The sequence below is a fragment of the Sphingomonas sp. SL1004 genome (assembly GCF_057815015.1).
The window spans coordinates 356,481-377,819 of record NZ_JBYMUX010000001.1 but is presented as its reverse complement, the minus strand read 5'-3'; the positions used below and the strand labels follow the sequence as shown (position 1 = coordinate 377,819).

Genomic DNA, 21,339 nt, shown 5'->3' with positions numbered 1-21,339 from the left:
GTACCGCTAACAACATGGAGAGGGATATCGTGGAGATCGCATTCGCATCGGCGTGGGCGTTGCCTGCCGACTGGGAACAGGCCGCCTTGCTGGGCCGGATCGACAGCGGCGACGGCCCGACCCCGGTGATCGTCCGTGGCGGTCGCGTCTATGATATGTCTTATGTAGCGCCGACCGTCGCCGACCTGATCGCCAGCGGCAATTTCGACACCGGCGCGGGCACCGATCTCGGCCATCTCGACGACCTGCCGCTTTCGCCCGAGCCGGGCGCCGAAGTCCGTCTGCTCAGCCCGATCGATTTTCAGTGCGTCAAGGCGTCGGGCGTCACCTTCGCCGTCTCCGCGCTGGAACGCGTGATCGAAGAACGCGCGCGCGGCGATGCGTCCGCAGCGGTCGCCGTCCGCGCCCGGCTCGAGGAGCGCGTTGGTGGCAGCATTCGCTCGGTCGTTCCGGGTTCGCCCGAAGCCGCCGCGCTGAAGGCCGCGCTGATCGAAGACGGCATGTGGTCGCAATATCTCGAGGTCGCGATCGGCCCCGATGCGGAAATTTTCACCAAGAGCCCGACGCTTTCAACGATCGGCTGGGGCGGCGAGATCGGCATCCGCTCCGATTCCACCTGGAACAATCCCGAGCCCGAAGTCGTGCTCATCGTCGACCGGGACGGCAAGACCGTCGGCGCTGCGCTCGGCAACGACGTCAATCTGCGCGATTTCGAGGGGCGTTCGGCGCTCCTGCTCGGCAAGGCGAAGGACAATAACGCCTCCTGCTCGATCGGGCCGTTCATCCGCCTGTTCGACGACAAGTTCGGCATGGACGACGTTCGTGCCGCGCAGATCGCGCTGACGATCGAAGGCGCCGAGGGATACCGGCTCGAAGGCAGCAGCTCGATGGACCAGATCAGCCGCGATCCTGAGGAACTCGTCCGCCAGGCAATGAGCGAGCACCAATATCCCGACGGTTTCGTGCTGTTTCTCGGCACGCTGTTCGCGCCGACGCAGGACCGCGACGAGCCCGGCCGCGGCTTCACCCACGCGGTCGGCGATATCGTCACGATCTCGAACCCGAAGCTCGGCGCACTGGTCAATCCGGTGACCACGTCGAAGGACGCCGCGCCGTGGAATTACGGGATCGGCGATCTCATGCGCAATCTCGCAGGCCGCGGTTTACTCGCGCATACCAAGACTCAGGGGGAATAGCCGCGTGCTGCAGAAGACCGAAACCGCCGACCAGACGGCGATCTATCCCAGCCTGAAGGGCAAGCGCGTCCTGATCACCGGCGGCGCGTCGGGGATCGGCGCCGGCCTGGTCGAGGCGTTCGCGCGCCAGGGTTCGCACGTCGCGTTCGTCGACATGGCCGAGGACGCGGCGCATGCGCTGATCGAGACGCTGACGCCCGACGTGTCGACCGCGCCGATCTTCGCGCCCCTCGACCTGCGCGATATCGATGCGCTGAAGACGACGATCGCAGGCATCGAGGACAGTCTCGGTGGGATCGATGTCCTGATCAACAACGCCGCCAACGACGATCGCCATACCATCGAAGAGATCACGCCCGAATATTGGGACGAGCGGATGGCGACCAACTTGCGCCACTTGTTCTTCGCAGGCCAGGCCGTGGTGCCTTCGATGAAGCGCGCGGGCGGCGGCGTCATCCTCAACTTCGGCTCGATCTCGTGGCATCTCGCGCTGCCCGAACTGCTGCTGTACCAAACCGCAAAGGCCGGCATCGAGGGCATGACGCGCGCGATGGCTCGAGACCTTGGAGGGGATGGCATTCGCGTGAACACGATCGTACCCGGCAACGTCGAGACGCCGCGACAGCTCAAATGGTACACGCCGGAAGGCGAGGCCGAGATCATCGCCGCACAGTGCCTCAAGACCCGGGTCCAGCCTGCGGACGTTGCGGCTCTCGTGCTGTTCCTCGCGTCGGACGATGCGCGGATGTGCACCGGGCATGATTATTTCGTCGATGCGGGGTGGCGCTGACATGGCCACGGACATCACCGCAGAAAGCATCTGCAAGGTCGGAGCGACGCTCGGCGAAGGCCCGATCTGGGTGGAGCGCGATGCAGCACTCTGGTTCGTCGACATCAAGGCGCCGTGCGTGCACCGCTTCGATCCAGCAAGCGGCAAACTCGACAGCTGGGACGCGCCCGACCAGACCGGCTGGGTGATCCCGGCCGATGACGGCGGCTTCCTCGCCGGCGTTCGCGGCGGCCTCCACCGCTTCGATCCGGCGACGGGTACGTTCGACAAGATCGCGACGGTCCATGCGGAAACGCCCGGCAACCGCCTCAACGACGCCGCGCGCGATCCCTCGGGCCGCGTCTGGTTCGGGACGATGGACAACGCCGAGTCCGACACGACCGGCCATGTCTATCATTGGCATGAGGGTGCACTGACCAAGACGGACATCCCGGCGGTGCCGATCACCAACGGCCCCGCGATCGCGCCCGATGGCCGTACGCTTTACACCGTCGACACGCTCGGGAAGCAGATCGATGCGTATCCGATCGATGCCGACGGCAACCTCGGCGAGCCGCGCGTGTTCCTGACGGTCGGCCCGGACGACGGCCATCCCGACGGCGCGATCTGCGATTCCGAGGGCGGCGTGTGGGTCGGGTTCTTCGGTGGCTGGGCGGCACGTCGGTTTGCACCCGACGGCACCCTTACCGACACCGTCCGTTTCCCGGTCGCGAACATCACCAAGATCGCACTCGGCGGTCCCGATGGCCGGACGGCCTATGCGACGACCGCCGCCAAGGGCCTCGACGACGACGCGCGCGCGGCCCAGCCGCTCGCCGGCAACCTGTTCACCTTCCGCGTCGCGGTCCCCGGCGTGCCCGTCGAACCCGTCACTCTGTAAATACACACGAACGATGCCGTCAGAGCGTCGCTTCGGAGAGGAAAACCAATGACCATTGCGGCAGATTCCGGCCAACATGTGAACCGAGCGCTTATCGCGATGATCGTCATCGTCGCGACGATCGGCGGGTTCATGTTCGGCTATGATTCGGGCGTCATCAACGGCACGCAGGCGGGGCTCGAGAGCACGTTCGCGCTGTCGTCGCTCGGCACCGGCTTCACCGTCGGCGCGATCCTGATCGGCTCGTCGGTCGGCGCGTTCATGGCCGGGCGGCTCGCCGACAATTTGGGCCGCCGCAACGTCATGATGATCGCCGCGGTGCTCTTCATCATCAGCGCACTCGCCGCGGGTGCCGCCACCTCGGCCACCATGTTCGTCCTCGCGCGGATCATCGGCGGGCTCGGCATCGGTGCCGCCAGCGTGCTCGCGCCGGTCTACATCTCCGAAGTCGTCCCCGCCAACGTCCGCGGTCGGCTTTCGAGCGTGCAGCAGATCATGATCATCACCGGCCTGACCGGGGCGTTCGTCGCCAACTGGTATCTCGCGCGGATCGCCGGCTCGTCGACCGCACTCTTCTGGCTCGACTATCCGGCGTGGCGTTGGATGTTCTGGATGCAGGTGATCCCCGCCGCGATCTATCTCGTGACGCTGTTCCTGATCCCGGAGAGCCCGCGCTTTCTGGTCCTCAAGGGCCGCTTCGACGAAGCCGAAACCGTCCTCACCCGCCTGTTCGGTGCGGTTGAAGCCAAGCGCAAGGTCGCCGAAATCCGCGCCTCGCTGTCGGGCGATCCGCACCGTCCCAAGCTGTCCGACCTGATCGACAAGGCGAGCGGCAAGATCCGCCCGATCGTCTGGACCGGCATCGGCCTCGCGATCTTCCAGCAGTTCGTCGGCATCAACATCGTGTTCTATTATGGTTCGGTGCTGTGGCAGTCGGTCGGCTTCAGCGAGAGCGACGCGCTGCTCATCAACATCCTGTCGGGTTCGCTGTCGATCATCGCCTGCCTGCTCACCGTCGCGCTGGTCGACAAGGTCGGTCGCAAGCCACTCCTGCTGATCGGTTCGGCGGGGATGACCGTGACGCTTGCGATCGTCGGCATCTGCTTTGCCAGCGGCGCGATCGTCGAGGGGTCGCTGCGGCTGTCCGACCAGAACGGCCTGATCGCGCTGATCGCGGCCAATGCGTATGTCGTGTTCTTCAACCTGAGCTGGGGCCCGATCATGTGGGTGATGCTCGGCGAGATGTTCCCGACGCAGATCCGCGGTTCGGGTCTCGCGGTCGCGGGCTTTGCGCAGTGGTTCGCTAATTTCGCGATCTCGGTGAGTTTCCCGACGATGGCGATCTCGCTCGGCCTGTCGCTCACCTACGGCTTCTACGCGCTGTCGGCGTTCGTCTCGTTCTTCTTCGTCTGGAAGATGGTCTCCGAAACGCGTGGTCGCGAGCTCGAGGACATGGAGGGCTGATGCTGCACCTCGAAGCGGGCGACTGGCAGGTCGCGCTCCAGCCGGAACTGGGCGGCACGATCGCCGCCCTCACCCACCAGGGCCGCAATGTGTTGCGCCCGTCTCCAGCAGGCGCGACCAACCCGCTGGAGACCGCGTGCTTCCCGCTGGTGCCATATGCCAACCGCATCGCCGACGGCCGATTCGTGTTTGCGGGGGAGGCGTATGCGATCCCCAGCAACATGGAGGGGCAGGATCATCCGCTCCACGGTGTCGGCTGGCTGCGTGGCTGGGACGTGCAGGCGTCGGATGCGGGCTCGGCGGTGCTGGTCCACACGCACGAAGCCGATGCGAACTGGCCGTGGTCCTATCGCGCCGAGCAGCTCGTAATGCTGGACGAAACCGGGCTGCGCGTGTCGCTGTCGGTTCGGAACGACAGCGACCGGGCGATGCCGGCGGGGCTTGGGTTCCATCCGTATTTTCTCGCCGGCGACGAGACGCGCCTGAGCTTCGATGCGGGGTCCGTGTGGCTGGCCGACGACGCGATGCTGCCGACCGAGCGGACCGGGGCGACGCACTTCGCGGACTGGTCGCGCGGGGACGGCGTGGTGCGGTCGTCGCTGATCGACAACGCGTATGAGGGTTGGGACAAGGAGGCGACGATCGCGACGCCCGACGACACGATCACGCTGACCGGCGAGGGCACGCCGTATCTCCACGTCTTCACGCCGCCGGGTTTGGGATTTTTCTGCGTCGAACCGGTGAGCGATATGCCGAACGCGCTGAACCTGGCGGACCCGACGATCCTGGCGCCGGGGGAGACGCGGACGATCGCGATGGGGCTAACGATCGCTCGAGGCTGATAATCAGCACCACCCCGGCGAAGGCCGGGGCCCAATTGGGGGACGTTGCTAACTGAGGGCAGCGCTTCGTTACTGCGACCTTTCCAATTGGGCCCCGGCCTACGCCGGGGTGGTGCGTTTTGGACGTGCCGAGCGAGCTACATGCAGTTGCTTAACCGGGTCAGTTACGCGCAATCCCGCCTCCAAAGTCCGTCACCCCAGCGGAAGCTGGGGTATCCCGCGAGGCAGATGACGCTCGCCGCACGGGGAGATCCCAGCTTTCGCTGGGATGACGGCGGGATGGTGGAATGACGGCGGAGAGCGCCGGGACTTAACGGGTGGGGGCAGTGAAGAGAGCGAGCACCGCCCTCCCCCTAAAGCCCAACCCTCAGTGATTATGGCGAGGTGTCTTCGCCGATATCCCGCGATACTTCACCGCGAAGTCGAGTACGCCGCCCTCGGCGAGCTGCCCGGTCTTCTCGCGGTACAGTTCCTCCCAGGGCGTGTCGCTCTCGGGTACCGGTGGGAGCCCCTTGCCCCGCCGCCGTGCGATCTCGTCGTCGGAGACCAGCGCGTCGCAGGTCCCAGCGACCAGGTCGATCCGCACCATGTCGCCGGTCCGGATCCACGAAAGGCCACCGCCGACTGCGCTCTCAGGCGACACGTTCAGGATCGAGGGGCTGTCCGAGGTTCCCGACTGCCGCCCGTCGCCGAGCGTCGGCAGCGCCAGCACGCCGCGCTGGATCAGTGCGTCGGGTGGCTGCATGTTGACGACTTCCGCCGAGCCCGGCCAGCCGATCGGCCCCGCGCCGCGGATGACCAGGATACAACCCTCGTCGATCTTCAGCGCAGGATCGTTGATCCGGTGGTGATAATCGTCTGACCCCTCGAACACGATCGCGCGTGCCTCGAACCGATCTTCCGCGCCAGGCGTCGACAGGTATCGCGCACGGAATGCCGGCGAGATCACCGAGGTCTTCATGATCCCGAAGTCGAACAGATTACCCTTCAGCACCAGGAAGCCCGCTCGCTCCATCATCGGCGCATCGAACGGCTTGATCATCTCCCGGTCGCGCGTCTCGCGCCCGGCGATGTTCTCGCCAATCGACCGGCCCGTTACCGTCATGCAAGACGTGTCGAGCTTCCCGCCCGCGATCAGTTCGTGCAGCACCGCCGGCACGCCGCCCGCCCGGTGAAACCGCTCGCCGAGATACTTGCCCGCCGGCTGCATGTTGACCAGCAGCGGCAGGTCGTAGCCGTGATCCGACCAGTCCTCCGGGTACAAAGTCACCCCGGCATGCTGCGCCATCGCCATGATGTGCGGCTGCGCGTTGCTCGACCCGCCGATCGCACTGACCACGCGGATCGCGTTGAGGAAGCTCTCGCGCGTGAGGATTTTCGACGGACGCAGATCCTCGTACGCCATCTCGACGATGCGTCGGCCGGTTTCGTATGCCATTTGCCCGCGCTCGCGGTAGGGTGCCGGGATCGCTGCGCATCCGGTCAGCGACAACCCAAGCACCTCGGCAACCGCGTTCATCGTCGAGGCCGTGCCCATCGTGTTGCAGTGCCCGGCGGACGGCGCGCTGTCGGTTGCGCGGTTGAGGAACTCCTCCTCGTCGATCTCGCCCGCGGCCAGCTTGCGCCGGCTGCGCCAGATTACCGTACCGGACCCGACCAGCTCACCGTCGTGCCAGCCGTCGAGCATCGGTCCACCCGACAACACGATCGCCGGGATATCGACGGTCGACGCCGCCATGATTCCCGACGGCGTGGTCTTGTCGCACCCCGTCGTCAGCACGACCGCATCGATCGGATAGCCATACAACGTCTCGACCAGCCCCAGATACGCCAGGTTGCGGTCGAGCGCCGCAGTCGGCCGACGGCAATTCTCGAAGATCGGGTGAACCGGAAACTCCATCGCGATACCGCCCGCATCGCGAATCCCGTCCCGCGTGCGCTTGGCAAGCTCGATGTGGATGCGGTTGCACGGGCTCAGGTCGCTGCCCGACTGCGCGATGCCGATGATAGGTCGCCCCGAGCGCAACTCCGCCGGGGTCAGCCCGTAATTCATGAAGCGTTCGAGATAGAGCGCGGTCATGTCGGACCGCGCGGGATCGGCGAACCAGTCGCGCGATCGGAACGGCTTCACCGGTACACGGTCCACTGCAAACTCTCCCAAACGCGGCTGATTTACCTATGGGAGCGCTACCGTGGCCGACGGGATCAGGTCAAGCACGCACCCGCGCGGGCGGCCGCCGCCGCGGTGCCGCGTCCGATTGCCGCCGCACCAGAGTATAATCGAGCACGACGTGCCGGTTGGCATCCTTCCCACCGCCGCGCCGATGCACGATCGCCGACACCAGCAGGTCGACCGCGGCGCGCGACATGTCCGCGATCGGCTGGTGGATCGTCGTCAGCTCGGGCCAGATCGTCGTCGCCAGCGCGCTGTCATCGAACCCGCACACCGTCAGGTCCCCCGGCACGTCGAGCCCGCGGCGATGCGCGACCGCGACGCTTGCCGCCGCCATGTCGTCGTTGCTGGCGAAGATCGCAGATGGCGGGTCCTTCGCATCGAGCAACTGCTCGGCGGCATCCAGCCCCGATCGGTACGTGAACAGCCCGCCGACGATCAGCGCGGGATCCTCCGCCAACCCTGCATCCGCGAGCGCCGCCAGATATCCCTCGTGCCGCTGCCGGCTGGCGGTCTGGTTCGGGTTGCCGATGATGAAGCCGACGCGCGCATGGCCAAGCCCGATCAGGTGCCGGGTCATCGCCCGCGCCGCCTCGAAATCGTCGATCGTCACCGCCGCGGTATCGGAAGGTGGCGATCCGGTCGCTACCACGACGCTGGGCACGCCCGCCGCGATCAGCACGTCGAGCACGCCGCGCGAGTCGCACAGCGGCGGCGGCAGGATCACGCCGTCGACGCCACTGCGGATCAGGTGCTCCGCCACCTCGATCTCGTGATCGCCGATGTCGCATTTCTCGACCACCAGCTGCACGTCGCTGCGGCTCGCCTGTTCGAGGCTGCCGACCAGGAATTCGCTGAGATAGGCCGAACTCGGATTGCTGTAGAGCAGCCCGATCCGCATCTGGCCGCCGCCCGCAAGACTGCGTGCGGCGCGGTTGGGAGCATAATGGAGCGTTGCGATCGCGGCGTTCACGGCCTCACGCGTCGTTTCGCGGACCTTCGCCTCGCCGTTGATGACCCGCGACACGGTCATCGGCGATACGCCGGCCAGCGTCGCCACATCGGATATTGTCGGTGCACCGCTCCGGCGTCCGGTTGCGGTGCGCGGCTTGCGCGTCTCTGTCCCCATGCCGGGAGGTCTAGCAGGGGATCGCAACAGAATCAGCCTGCAATCGATATCACCCGATATGAGGCTTTCCGTGCGGTTCACGGCATTCGCGCGCTTGCGTGTTATCGCTCCCAACCTTACCTCGCGGTCAGCATCCTCAGCGGTTCCTCCGTGCGCCATCGGCGCGGCCCGCGAACGATCTTGGAGATTAGACATGGACGGCACCTTCCCGATCGGCGCGCGCGCCGTTACCAGCGACGTCACCTTCCTCGCGATCGATCCGTCGACCGACGCGAAGATCGAGCCGGCCTTCGCTGTATCGAGCGAGGCCGACGTCGCCGAGGCGTGCAGGCTTGCCGACGCCGCGTTCGACAATTTCCGCGAGATCGATCCGGAAGCCCGCGCGGTATTCCTCGAGACGATCGCCGACGAGATCGAGGCGATCCACGAGCCGCTCGTCGCCCGCGCGATCCAGGAAAGCGGCCTGCCCCGCCCGCGCCTCGAAGGCGAGCGTGGCCGCACCACCGGTCAGCTCCGCCTGTTCGCCAAGCATCTCCGCGCCGGCGCTTGGGCGTCCGTCATCATCGACAAGGCCCAGCCCGATCGTAAACCCGCCCCCCGTTCCGACCTTCGCCAGCGTCGCATCGCGGTCGGCCCGGTCGCGGTGTTCGGTGCATCGAACTTCCCGCTCGCCTTCTCGGTCGCGGGTGGCGACACCGCCTCCGCGCTCGCCGCCGGCTGCCCGGTCGTGGTCAAGGGCCACCCCGCCCATCCCGGCACCTCGCTGATGGTCGGCAAGGCGATCCAGGCCGCGGTCGCCAAGTGCGGCCTGCCCGAAGGCGTGTTCTCGCTCGTCCAGGGTCCCGCCAACGAACTTGGTGCTGCGCTGGTCAAGGACGCGCGGATCAAGGCGGTCGGCTTCACCGGTTCGCGCGGCGGTGGCCTTGCGCTGGTGGCACTCGCCGCAGCCCGCCCCGAGCCGATTCCGGTCTATGCCGAGATGAGCAGCGTCAATCCGGTGATCGCATTCCCTGCCGCCCTGGCGGCGCGCGGCGAGGCGCTCGGCAAGGCGTATATCGGTTCGCTGACGATGGGCTCGGGGCAATTCTGCACCAACCCCGGCATCGTCATCGCGGTCGATGGCCCGGACCTCGACGTGTTCGTCGACGCCGCTGCCACTGCCCTTGGCGAAGCTGCGCCGCAGGTGATGCTCACCCCCGGCATCCACGCCAGCTACGACAAGGGCGTCGCGGCGCTCGCTGGCCATGACGCGGTCGAGACGCTGGCCCGTGGCACCGAAATCGAAGGCGCAAACCGCGGTCGCGCTGCGCTGTTCTCGACGACCGGCAAGGCGTTTATCGCCGACCCCGCGCTGTCGCATGAAGTGTTCGGGGCGGCCTCGATCATCGTCCGCTGCACCGATCTCGCTGAGGTTCACAGCGTGCTCGAGAAAATCGAGGGTCAGCTGACGATCACGCTGCAGATCGACGAAGATGACTATGCCGACGCGGCGGCGCTGTTGCCGGTGCTCGAGCGCAAGGCCGGCCGCATCCTGGCCAATGGCTGGCCTACGGGTGTCGAGGTCGCGCCGGCGATGGTGCATGGCGGCCCCTTCCCCGCCACCTCGGACCCGCGCACGACCTCGGTCGGCACCGCGGCGATCGAGCGCTTCCTGCGCCCGGTCTGCTACCAGGACCTGCCGGATATGCTTCTCCCTAAGGCGGTCAAGCACGACAACCCACTGGGCCTGCCGCGCACCGAGGGATGATCGAGTTGGAGTGATGAGGAAGGTGGCGCCGTCGCAGGGCGGCCCCCTCTTCCTTGTTCTCCCGCGAAGGCGGGAGCCCAGTCTGGGCCCCCGCCTTCGCGGGGAAACATGCTTAGGTTCGAAGGCTTTTTACTGGCCACCACCCGGCGAAAGCCGGGGCCCAGTTGGGGAGGTGGCAATAACGAAGGGCAACGCTCCGCCAGCAACGTCCCCCAATTGGCCCCGGCCTTCGCCGGGGTGGCGCTAGGGTATAGATCGTTGCATGCGCTATCAGCCTTCCACCCCTCAAAGGCCACGCGTATTCATTGACACGCGCGCGCCGCATACTCACTAGTCCGGCATGACAACGCCTGACTCGTCGCGCACTATTTCCCTGCCATCCGATCTCGGCAGCTACATCGACGAATTGATCGCAGGAGGGCGTGGCGACGCCGCCGCCATCATCCGCACGGCGCTCGAACAGATGCGCGACCGCGGTACGCCCGCGGCATTCTCCGCCGAAAGCCTGATCGGCGGCGGCGAATGCGGCATGTTGGTCCGCCAGCGCGACTGGAGCGCGACCCCGCTCGGGCCGATCGAATCCTGGCCTGCCGAACTCCGCGTGACGCTTGCCAATATTCTCAACTCACCGGTCGCCAAGGTCGTGATGTGGGGCCCCGAGCACATCATGCTTTACAATGACAGCTACCGCGCCGTCGCCGGCGACCGCCATCCGGCCGCGCTGGGAAGCCCGGTAGCGACCGCGTTTCCCGAGGTCTGGGACTGGAACCGCACGGTCCTGGAGGCGGGCTTCCGCGGTGAAACCATCGCCTATCGCGACCAGCCGATCGTCTTCCAGCGCTCCGACGGCCCCGAGACGCTGACGCTCGACCTGTTCTACACGCCCGTTTACCGCCCGCATGCCGGCGTCGGCGGCGTACTCTGCACGATGGTCGACAACACCGGCCGTGTCGAAGCCGAACACCGCTTGGCCGCCAGCGAAGCCGAGCTGCGCCGCGTCACCGACGCCGTGCCGATGCTGATCTCGTACGTCGACCGCGATCACGTCTACTGTCTCGCCAATGCGCAGTACGAGGAATGGCTCGGCGCCGATCCGCAGGCGATGATCGGCAAGCCGGTTCGCGAGGTGCTCGGCGACGCGGCCTATGCGGATCGCTGCCCGTCGTTCGACCGCGCTTTTGCCGGCGAGAGCTTCACAACGCAGGCGATCTTCCCACACAAGGATGGCCGCTCGCGGCGTTCCGAGTTCCGCTACGTCCCGCACATCGCGGCTGACGGCTCGATCCCCGGCATCTATATCCTCGGCATCGACGTCGAGGAGCGCGCCGAACGCGAAGCTGCTCTCGGTATCAGCAACGGCCGCTTCCGCACCGCGATGGACGCGGTCCACGGCGTGCTCTGGACCAATAGCCCGGACGGCCGGATGATGGGCGAACAGCCCGGCTGGGCGACGCTGACCGGCCAGTCGATCGACGAATATCAGAATTTCGGCTGGGCCGACGCGATCCACCCCGACGACGTCGCCGCGACTATCAAGGCCTGGACCGCTGCGGTGCTCGGCAAGTCGATGTTCGTGTTCGAGCACCGTGTCCGCCGGCATTGCGGCACGTGGCGTACGTTCGCGGTGCGCGGCCTGCCGATCCTAGACGAGGTCGGCGAGGTGCTCGAATGGGTCGGCGTCCACACCGACATCACCCATCAGCGCGCCGCCGAAGCCGCCTTGCGCGAACAGGCCGAGGCGCTCGCCCGCCAGGTTCGTCACCGCGAGCGCGCCGAAGACCAGCTTCGCCAGCTCAACGAGACGCTCGAAGCGCGCGTGATTCGCGAGATCGACGAACGCCGCCAGGCCGAATCCAAGCTCGCCCAGTCCCAGAAGATGGAGACGGTCGGCAAGCTCACCGGCGGCGTCGCCCACGACTTCAACAATCTGCTGCAGGTCGTTTCGGGCAATCTCCAGCTGCTTGGCAAGAACCTCGCCGGCAACGAACGCGCGGAACGCTGGGTCGCCAATGCAATGGCCGGCGTTACCCGCGGCTCGAAGCTCGCGGCGCAATTGCTCGCGTTCGGGCGTCGCCAGGCGCTCGAACCGAAGGTCGTCAACGTCACGCGGTTCGTCCGCGGGATGGACGACATGCTGCGCCGCGCGATCGGCGAAGGCATCGAGATCGAGACGGTGGTCGGCGGCGGCCTGTGGAACACGTTCATCGATCCCGCGCAGATCGAGAACGCGCTGCTCAACCTGGCGATCAACGCGCGCGACGCGATGGACGGCCAGGGCAAACTGACCATCGAACTCGGCAACGCGCATCTCGACGACACCTATGCGCAGGGTCACGACGAGGTCGAGGCCGGCCAATATGTGATGCTCGCCGTGTCCGACACCGGTACCGGCATGAGCCCGGAGATCATCGAAAAGGTCTTCGAACCGTTCTTCTCGACCAAGGGCGAAGGCAAGGGCTCCGGCCTCGGCCTGTCGATGGTCTACGGCTTCGTCAAACAGTCCGGCGGCCACGTGAAAATTTATTCCGAGGTCGGCGAAGGCACGACGATCAAGCTCTATCTCCCGCGTGCGATGGAGAGCGAGGATGTCGAAGTCGTCGCGGATGCCAGCCCGATCTCCGGCGGCACCGAGACCGTGCTGGTGGTCGAGGACGACGATGAAGTGCGCAGCACGGTCGTCGAGCTGCTCACCGATCTCGGCTATAGCGTGTTAAAGGCGGTCGACGCCGCGAGCGCGCTGAACGTCATCGAGAGCGGTGTGCCGATCGACATGCTCTTCACCGACGTCGTCATGCCCGGCACGTTGAAAAGCCCCGAGCTGGCGCGAAAGGCGAAGGAACGCCTGCCCGACATCGCGGTGCTGTTCACCTCGGGCTATACCGAGAACTCGATCGTCCATGGCGGCAAGCTCGATGCGGGCCTCGATCTGCTGTCGAAGCCGTACACGCGCGAGGCGCTGGCGCGGAAATTCCGTCAAGTTCTCGCGAACCGCCAGCGCTCGGGGAATTCGGCCGCAAAGGCGGCGCGCGACGCCCGGATCGACGCCGACCGACGTCTCGACACGCCCGCTCGCCGTACCGTGCTGCTGGTCGAGGACGACGCGCTGATCCGCGCCAACACCGCCGAGATGCTGGGACGCAGCGGGTTCGTCGTGGTCGATGCGGCGAGCGCGGAGGATGCGATGACCGCGCTTCAGACCGTGCCGATTGATGCGCTGGTGACAGATGTGAACTTGCCTGGCGTGTCCGGGCCGGACTTTGCGCGAACGGCGCGCGCGGTGCGGCCGGGGGTGGGGATCGTCTTTGCGACCGGCGATACCGCATCGGTCGCGGATCAGACCGATGCGATCATGCTGGAGAAGCCGTACGGGTTGGACGCGCTCGCGGCGGCAGTGCTGGCGTCGCTCGGCGAGACGGTGCTGGCGGATCCGCTCGCGGCGCCAGCCTCCGCCGACCAGGTGACCGAAGCGGACTGACGCCCCCTCCCGTCACCCCGACTTGTTCCGGGGTCCACCGTGCCGCGGACTCATGATCGGCGAGCGCGCGGAGCCGTGGATGCCGGAACAAGCCCGGCATGACGGAGGAGCGTGTCACATTCTTCACAACCCGACACTCTCGGCGCGCGCACGACCGACACCAACACCCACCGTCGCGCCGTATTCCCCGCTAAAACCCTGTCAACAACCGTACACGACGATCAACGCAGCAGCGAAGGATCGCCCGTGACCTACCAGACGCACATCGCCCAGTTGACCAACCTCATCGCCGACCAGAACGGCACCTGGGATGCGATTTCACCCGAATCGGTCGCGCGCATGCGGCTCCAGAACCGCTTCGCTACCGGCCTCGACATCGCCCGCTACACCGCCGCGATCATGCGCAAGGACATGGCCGCCTACGACGCGGACCCCGCCAACTACACTCAGTCGCTCGGTTGCTGGCACGGCTTCATCGCGCAGCAGAAGATGATCAGCATCAAGAAGCATTTCGGCACCACCGATCGCCGCTATCTGTACCTGTCTGGCTGGATGGTCGCAGCGATGCGCAGCGAGTTCGGGCCGCTGCCCGACCAGTCGATGCACGAGAAGACGAGCGTCCCCGCGCTGATCGAGGAACTCTACACGTTCCTCCGGCAGGCCGACGCGCGTGAACTCGGCATGATGTTTCGCGAGGTCGATGCCGCGCGCGCCGCGGGGAACGCGATCGAGGAACAGCGCCTGCTCAACGCGATCGAGAACCACCAGACGCACGTCGTGCCGATCATCGCCGACATCGACGCGGGCTTCGGCAACGCCGAGGCGACGTACCTGCTCGCGCGGAAGATGATCGAGGCGGGCGCCTGCGCGCTCCAGATCGAGAACCAGGTCAGCGACGAAAAGCAGTGCGGGCATCAGGACGGCAAGGTCACCGTGCCGCACGAGGACTTTTTGGCCAAGGTCCGCGCCTGCCGCTACGCATTCCTAGAACTCGGCGTCGAAGACGGCATCATCGTCACCCGCACCGACTCGCTGGGCGCTGGTCTCACCAAGCAGATCGCGGTCAGCAAGGAAGCGGGTGATCTCGGCGATCAGTATAACTCGTACCTGGATTGCGAGGAGATCGACCCGACGACCGCGCGGAACGGCGACGTGATCCTCAACCGCGACGGCAAACTGCTCCGCCCGAAGCGCCTGCCCTCCAACCTGTTCCAGTTCCGCGCGGGAACTGGGGAAGATCGCTGCGTGATGGACTGCATCGCAAGTCTGCAGAACGGCGCAGACCTGCTCTGGATCGAGACCGAGAAGCCGCACATCGAACAGATCGCGGGCATGGTCGACCGTATTCGCGAGGTCGTGCCGAACGCGAAGCTCGTCTACAACAACTCGCCGAGCTTCAATTGGACGCTGAACTTCCGCCAGCAGGTGTTCGACGCGTGGTCGGCGGCGGGGGATGACGTCTTGGCCTATGATCGCGCGCGTCTGATGAGCGTTGATTACGACGGCACCGCGCTGGCCGACGAAGCCGACGAACGCATCCGCACCTTCCAGGCGGATTCGGCCAAGCGCGCGGGGATCTTCCATCACCTGATCACGCTGCCGACCTACCACACGGCCGCGCTGTCGACCGACAATCTCGCCAAGGAGTATTTCGGCGATGCCGGAATGCTCGGCTATGTGAAGGGCGTCCAGCGCAAGGAAATCCGCGATGGTATCGCCTGCGTGAAGCATCAGAACATGTCCGGCTCGGATCTGGGCGACGACCACAAGGAATATTTTGCGGGCGAGGCGGCGCTGAAGGCGGGCGGCGCGCAAAATACGATGAACCAGTTCGCGGCATGATGCCCAAGCCGGAGCGCAAGCTCCGGCGCGGGACCAGCGACAGGCGCGGCCAGCGGGGCTAGCCGCCCGGTACGACGACGCGGCTTTGCCGCGGCGCGTCTCCGTTTACGACCCTGCCACTCCGTCACCCCGGACCTGTTTCGGGGCCACCGCTCCGCATATTCGATCTCCTCGGATACGCAGAGCGGTGGATGCTGGAACGAGCCCGGAATGACGAGGGCCAGGGACAATGGTCAGGTGTCCGCTCTGTCGCTCACTTTTCCGGTATCGCTGCAGAGAAGAACACCTACAAAGCAACACACGGCAACACAGCGCCGCTGTCTTCCGCCCGCACCCCGTGGCATGACTTGCCTATGCCAGACCGCGCCCTTCTCCGCGTCACCACGCTCGCAAAATCGGTCCCCGGCGGGCGCGAACTGTTCCGCGACCTGACCCTAACCGCCGCCCCGGGCCAACTCATCGCAATCGTCGGTGAAAGCGGCGTCGGCAAATCCACGCTGCTCAACATCCTCGCCGGGCTGGACACGGCAGATACGGGTGAGATCGCGATCGAGGATATCGCGCTCGGCACGCTCGATGAAGCCGCACTGACCCACCTGCGCGCGACGCGTATCGGCTTCGTCTTCCAGGCATTCCATGTCCTGCCGTATCTGACGCTGCGCCAGAACGTCGCGCTACCGCTTGCGCTCGTCTCCGCCAACCGTCGCGAGATCGCCGCACGCGCCGATGCCATGCTCGACCGCGTCGGCCTAGGCACCCGCGGCGATGGGTATGCCCGCGACCTGTCGGGCGGCGAACTGCAGCGCGTCGCGATCGCCCGCGCACTCGTCCACCGCCCCGCACTCATCCTCGCTGACGAACCCACCGGCAATCTCGATCCCGAGACGGCCGCCAAGATCCTGGCCCTGTTCTCCGACGCGGTCCGCCAGGACCGCGTCGCGGCGATCATCGTCACCCACTCCGAAGCCGCCGCCGCGATCGCGGACGTGGTCCTCACCCTGACAGCGACCGGATTGGAACGCCGAGGGTGAGCATCCTCTCCGCACGGCTTGCCCTGGGCTGGCTGATCGGTGGCGAATGGCGTGCGCATCCTGCCCGGCTCGCGCTGACCGCCGTCGCGATCGCAATCGGCGTCTCGCTCGGCTTCGCGGTGCACCTCGTCAATGGCTCGGCGCTGTCGTCGTTCGAAGGCGCTCTCCGCACCGTCAACGGCAGTGCGGATATTCAGGTCACCGCGACCTCCCCGCTGGGCTTCGATGAAGCGCTCTACCCTAAAGTCAGCAGCGCCCGCGGTGTCGCCGACGCCAGCCCGGTCGTCGTGCTGCGCGCGACCGTCGGCAAGATCCGCTTCGCGCTGCTCGGACTCGATGTCATCCGCGCCGCGGAGGTGACGCCGTCGCTTGTCGGTATAGCGCCCGCTGGCGTCGATCGCCGCACCGATGCCGCGTTCGACGGCCAGGCGCTGTTCCTGTCGTCCGCCGCGTTGCGCGCGCTCCGCACCAGGACAGGTGCCACGATCGAGGTCGCAGCCAATGGCCGGACCGTGCCCCTGACCATCGCCGGTACGCTGCCCGGAGTCGCCGAGGGGCAGATGATCGGCGTCGTCGACATCGCCACCGCGCAGTGGCGGTTCGCGCGGCTCGGCCGGCTCGACCGCATCGACGTCAAGCAGCACGACGACGCCGCCACCGCGGCGCTCGCCGCGATCCTGCCGCGCGACGCGACGATCGGGACGAGCGCCAGCGACGCCGCGCGCAGCGACGCGCTGTCGCACGCCTACCGCGTCAATCTTGATATGCTGGCACTCGTCGCGCTGCTGACCGGCGGCTTCCTCGTCTTCTCCGCGCAGTCGCTGTCGGTCGCTCGACGGCTCCGTGCATTCGCGCTGATCCGGACGCTTGGCCTGCCGCGAGGCGGGATCATTGCCACCGTCGCGCTGGAGGGGCTCGCGATCGGGGTGATCGGCGCCAGCCTCGGCCTGCTGCTCGGCTATGGGCTTGCCTATGTCGCCCTCACCACGTTCGGCGGAGACTTGGGAGCCGGCTATTTCGCCAATGGCAGCGTCAGCCTGACCTTCGCCCCCGCCGCAGCGATCGGCTTCTTCGCGCTCGGCCTGCTCGCAGCGGTCGCTGGCAGCGTTCTTCCCGCGCGGATCGCCGCCCGTGCCGCGCCCGCCGCAGCACTGCGCAATGCCGGCGACGTGATCGATCCGCGCATGCCCGTCCCATGGCGCCCTGCGGCAGTTCTGATGGTTCTCGGCGGCGGTGCGGCACTGCTGCCGGCGATCGGCGGACTTCCGCTGTTCGGGTTCGCGAGCATGGCGCTGATCCTGGCAGGGGGCATCGCCGGCATGCCGTGGCTCGCGCGAACGCTGCTCGCCCCCCTCGCGCGCCGCGCCGGACGGACGGTCGCGACCGACCTTGCAATCCGTCATCTCCACGGCGCGCCGGGTCAGGCCGCGACGGCGTTATGCGGAATCGTCGCGAGCACCGCGCTGATGATCGCGATGGCGGTGATGGTGACCAGTTTCCGCGGCGCAGTCGACGAATGGCTCGGCCAGATCCTGTCAGACGATCTGTATCTGCGCATCGACGGCAGCACCGGCTTCGATCCTGCGGCCCAAGCCGGGTTGCGTACGACGCCCGGCGTTGCGGCGATCGCGTTCAGCCGCCAGGTTCCGCTCACGCTGGTTGCGGATCGCCCGCCGGTGACGCTGATCGCCCGCCCGGTCGCGCAAGGACGCGATCCGACGCTGGTGCTGCTCGATGCTGCCGACGCGCCTATGCCCGGCAGCGTGCCGATCTGGATCTCCGAACCCGCCGCGCGACTGTATGGCTGGAAGGTCGGCGCGTCGGTCGCGTTACCGCTCGCCGGCCGCTATGCCGTGGCCGGAATTTGGCGCGACTATGCCCGGCAGCAGGGCGCGATCGTCATGCGCGACACCGACTACGCGACGGCGACGGGCGACCTCACCCGCACCGAGGCCGCGATCACCGTCCAGCCCGGCGCCGACCCACAAAAAGTCGAACGTGCGCTGATCGCCCACACGCCGCGTGCGCTCGCCAGCTTCGTGACGACCGCGCGGCCGGCTACGCTCCGCCGCTACGCGCTCGAACTGTTCGATCGCAGCTTTGCCGTCACCTATCTGCTGGAAGGCGTTGCGATCCTCGTCGGGCTCGCTGGGGTGGCTGCGACGATGTCGGCGCAGACCATCGCCCGGACCCGCGAGTTCGGCATGCTCCGCCACATCGGCATGTCGAAACGCCAGATCGTCGCGATGCTGGCAAGCGAGGGCGCGCTGCTCGGGCTGGTTGGCGGCATCGCCGGCATCGCGCTTGGCGGGATCATGGCGCAGGTCCTCGTCCACGTCATCAATCCGCAATCGTTCAACTGGACGATGGCGACGCGAGTTCCTTGGAGCATCGTTGCGAGCGTTGCCGGCGCGCTGGTGATTGCCGCCGCCGGAACCGCGACGCTGGCGGGCCGACGTGCGATCGCCGCCGACGCGGTGCGCATGGTCAGGGAGGATTGGTGATGCGCCGGATACTCGCCTTCGCCGCCCTTGCGCTGACGGCCGCAACGCCTGCCGCGACCGACTATCCGGTCGTCCGCCCCGGCGCGCGCTTCGTCTTCCCGCGCGAACACGGAGCGCATCCTGCGTTCCGCACCGAATGGTGGTACGTCACCGGCCTGCTGAAAACCCGTGAAGGCCGCGACCTCGGCTTCCAGATCACCTTCTTCCGCACCACGCCAGGGACGAACCCGGCCAACCCGAGCAAGTTCGCGCCCAGACAGGTCCTGTTCGCGCATGCCGCGCTGTCCGACCCGGGCATCGGTCACCTTCTGCACGGCGAACGCGCCGCGCGCGCCGGTTTCGGCATCGCCCAGGCGCGGATCGGCGACACCGACGTACAGATTCGCGACTGGCGCATCCGCCGCCTTGCCGATGGCCGCTTCGTCACGACCGTCTCAACCTCCGGGTTCGCGCTCGCGCTGACGCTTACCCCGCGCCAGCCGCCGTTGCTCGAGGGCAAGGACGGTTACAGCCGGAAGGGCCCTCGTCCCGAACAGGCGAGCTATTATTACTCGGTCCCGCACCTCGCCGTCACGGGACGCCTCACGCGCAACCGGCAGGCGCAATCGGTCACCGGCCAGGCGTGGCTCGACCGCGAATGGTCGTCGGACTATCTCGGTGGCGATGCGGTCGGCTGGGACTGGACCGGGCTTAATCTCGACGATGGTGGCGCGCTGATGGCGTTCCGTATCCGAGGGGCTGGCGGCAAGCAGATCTGGGCGGGCGGCTCGTTGCGCCGCGCGGACGGGCGTATCGTCCGGTTCGCCCCGGGCGACGTGCGGTTCGATCCACGTATGCGGTGGCGCTCGCCGCGCACGGGGGCGCTGTACCCGGTCACGCAGCGTCTCAGCATCCGCCTGCCCGAGGGCATTCGCCGGTTCGAGCTGGCCCCGCTCTTCGCCGACCAGGAACTCGATGCACGACGCAGCGGGATGCCGGTTTATTGGGAGGGTGCGGTCCGCACCAACGGCGGCAGTGGGTATCTCGAACTCACCGGTTATGCGGATCCGCTCAAGATGTGATCGCCGCGCGGTTCGGTCAGGAACAGCGCGAACGCCGCCGCGGCGAACACGCCGCCGACCGCCATCGTCGCCGTCCAGCCGCCATGGTACAGGCTGAACGATGCCAGCATCGACCCGGCCGCACCGCCGAGGAACACGATCGTCATATAGATGGCGTTGATCCGCCCGCGTGCCTCAGGTGCGATCGAGTAGATCACGCGCTGGCCGAGCACCTGGTTCAACTGCGTCGCCGCATCGAGCAGCACGGCGGCCAGTGCGAGCAGGATCAGCATATGCGCCGCGCCTGCCCAGCCCGCGACTAGGCATGCGAGGATCGCACTGCCCAGCGCTATCCCGGTTCCCATCCTGATATGACCACGATCGCCAAGCCGTCCGGCAACAGGCGCCGTCAGCGCGCCGCCCGCCCCGGCCAAGGCGAACAACGCGATGCCGCCCTGTCCCAGACCGAACTGCGCCGCCAGCACCAGCGGCACCGCGGTCCAGAACAGGTTGAAGATCGCGAACATCGTCGCCTGGTACGCAGTCCGCCTGCGGATCGCGGGCGTGCGCACGAGCAACCGGAAACTCGACGCGAGGATCTGCGCATAGCCCAGACCGGGGCTCGGCCGACGCTCGGGCAGCATCCGCGCCAGCAGCGCCGCGAGCGCGACCATCGCTACCGCCGACACCACAAAGATTGCACGCCACCCGGCAATCGACGCCAGCCCACTTGCCAGCGGCCGCGCGAGCATGATGCCGGTGATCAGACCCGCCATGATATTGCCGATCACCTGGCCGCGCTTCGCATCGGGGGCGAGATGGGCGGCGAGCGGCACCATGATCTGCGCGCCGACCGAACAGAAGCCGGTGACGAACGAGAAAACGAGAAAGCTCGTCGCACCGGTCGAGAACGCCACGCCGATCAGCCCGACCGTCGTCCCTGCGACCATCGTCAGGATCAGCCGGCGGTTCTCGACGAGGTCGGCGAGCGACACGATCAGCAACAGCCCGGCGCCGTAGCCAAGTTGCGTCAGGGTCACGATCAGCCCCGCGGTGCTGCCGTGCAGACCCAGCGCCGGCGCGATCTCGCCGATCAACGCCTGCGCGTAATAGAGGTTTGCGACCATCATTCCGCAGGCGACCGCGAATATGGTCGTCAGCGCAGGTGTCAGGACTGGCGTCGTCGCGTGGGAAGCTTCGGGCGTCTTGCTATCGGTATCGATCAT

14 protein-coding genes are annotated in these 21,339 nt (G+C 67.0%); 11 read left to right on the top strand and 3 right to left on the bottom strand.

The window, feature by feature from the left end:
* Positions 1 to 14: 14 nt before the first annotated feature.
* From AC3D24_RS01735 to AC3D24_RS01715, 5 genes are read left to right on the top strand one after another with little or no spacing between them, the layout of a single operon-like run.
* Entirely contained in the window at positions 15 to 1,196 is a 1,182-nt protein-coding gene (locus AC3D24_RS01735) for a fumarylacetoacetate hydrolase family protein (RefSeq protein WP_489027642.1), read from the top strand.
* A gap of 4 nt (positions 1,197 to 1,200) precedes the next feature.
* Positions 1,201 to 1,986, top strand: a complete 786-nt coding sequence (gene xylB / locus AC3D24_RS01730) for a D-xylose 1-dehydrogenase (protein ID WP_489027640.1) — start codon at positions 1,201 to 1,203, stop codon at positions 1,984 to 1,986.
* A gap of 1 nt (position 1,987) precedes the next feature.
* Positions 1,988 to 2,866 carry an SMP-30/gluconolactonase/LRE family protein gene (locus tag AC3D24_RS01725; RefSeq protein ID WP_489027638.1) on the top strand — a complete coding sequence of 293 codons (879 nt, stop codon included), beginning with the start codon at positions 1,988 to 1,990 and terminating at the stop codon, positions 2,864 to 2,866.
* Positions 2,867 to 2,914: 48 nt separating this feature from the next.
* On the top strand, positions 2,915 to 4,330 hold the full coding sequence (locus AC3D24_RS01720) for a sugar porter family MFS transporter (RefSeq protein ID WP_489027636.1): 1,416 nt from the start codon (positions 2,915 to 2,917) through the stop codon (positions 4,328 to 4,330).
* Positions 4,330 to 5,172 carry an aldose 1-epimerase gene (locus tag AC3D24_RS01715; RefSeq protein ID WP_489027634.1) on the top strand — a complete coding sequence of 281 codons (843 nt, stop codon included), beginning with the start codon at positions 4,330 to 4,332 and terminating at the stop codon, positions 5,170 to 5,172. Before AC3D24_RS01720 ends, AC3D24_RS01715 begins: the two co-directional genes overlap by 1 nt.
* Before the next feature lie 367 nt (positions 5,173 to 5,539).
* On the opposite strand, the gene AC3D24_RS01710 is transcribed toward AC3D24_RS01715, so the two are convergent.
* Positions 5,540 to 7,318: an IlvD/Edd family dehydratase gene (locus tag AC3D24_RS01710; protein WP_489027632.1), complete on the bottom strand. Its 1,779-nt coding sequence runs from the start codon at positions 7,316 to 7,318 to the stop codon at positions 5,540 to 5,542.
* A gap of 64 nt (positions 7,319 to 7,382) precedes the next feature.
* Complete coding sequence (locus AC3D24_RS01705; RefSeq protein WP_489027630.1) at positions 7,383 to 8,474, bottom strand: LacI family DNA-binding transcriptional regulator; 1,092 nt, start codon at positions 8,472 to 8,474, stop codon at positions 7,383 to 7,385.
* Positions 8,475 to 8,667: 193 nt separating this feature from the next.
* Here AC3D24_RS01705 and AC3D24_RS01700 point away from each other — a divergent pair, with 193 nt between their 5' ends.
* The 6 genes from AC3D24_RS01700 to AC3D24_RS01675 all read left to right on the top strand — a co-directional run bounded on the left by AC3D24_RS01700 (position 8,668) and on the right by AC3D24_RS01675 (position 20,134).
* The gene (locus AC3D24_RS01700; protein ID WP_489027628.1) at positions 8,668 to 10,221 is read left to right on the top strand and encodes an aldehyde dehydrogenase (NADP(+)); all 1,554 of its coding nucleotides are present in this window, start codon (positions 8,668 to 8,670) and stop codon (positions 10,219 to 10,221) included.
* Between the two features lie 340 nt (positions 10,222 to 10,561).
* Complete coding sequence (locus AC3D24_RS01695; protein ID WP_489027627.1) at positions 10,562 to 13,696, top strand: response regulator; 3,135 nt, start codon at positions 10,562 to 10,564, stop codon at positions 13,694 to 13,696.
* A 246-nt stretch (positions 13,697 to 13,942) separates the two neighbouring features.
* Entirely contained in the window at positions 13,943 to 15,538 is a 1,596-nt protein-coding gene (locus AC3D24_RS01690) for an isocitrate lyase (protein WP_489027625.1), read from the top strand.
* 353 nt (positions 15,539 to 15,891) lie between these two features.
* Positions 15,892 to 16,569: an ABC transporter ATP-binding protein gene (locus AC3D24_RS01685; RefSeq protein WP_489027623.1), complete on the top strand. Its 678-nt coding sequence runs from the start codon at positions 15,892 to 15,894 to the stop codon at positions 16,567 to 16,569.
* Positions 16,566 to 19,073: an FtsX-like permease family protein gene (locus tag AC3D24_RS01680; RefSeq protein ID WP_489027621.1), complete on the top strand. Its 2,508-nt coding sequence runs from the start codon at positions 16,566 to 16,568 to the stop codon at positions 19,071 to 19,073. Before AC3D24_RS01685 ends, AC3D24_RS01680 begins: the two co-directional genes overlap by 4 nt.
* Entirely contained in the window at positions 19,073 to 20,134 is a 1,062-nt protein-coding gene (locus AC3D24_RS01675) for a lipocalin-like domain-containing protein (protein ID WP_489027619.1), read from the top strand. Before AC3D24_RS01680 ends, AC3D24_RS01675 begins: the two co-directional genes overlap by 1 nt.
* Here the strand turns inward: AC3D24_RS01675 and AC3D24_RS01670 are convergent.
* The gene (locus AC3D24_RS01670; protein WP_489027617.1) at positions 20,110 to 21,339 is read right to left on the bottom strand and encodes an MFS transporter; all 1,230 of its coding nucleotides are present in this window, start codon (positions 21,337 to 21,339) and stop codon (positions 20,110 to 20,112) included. The genes AC3D24_RS01675 and AC3D24_RS01670 overlap by 25 nt on opposite strands.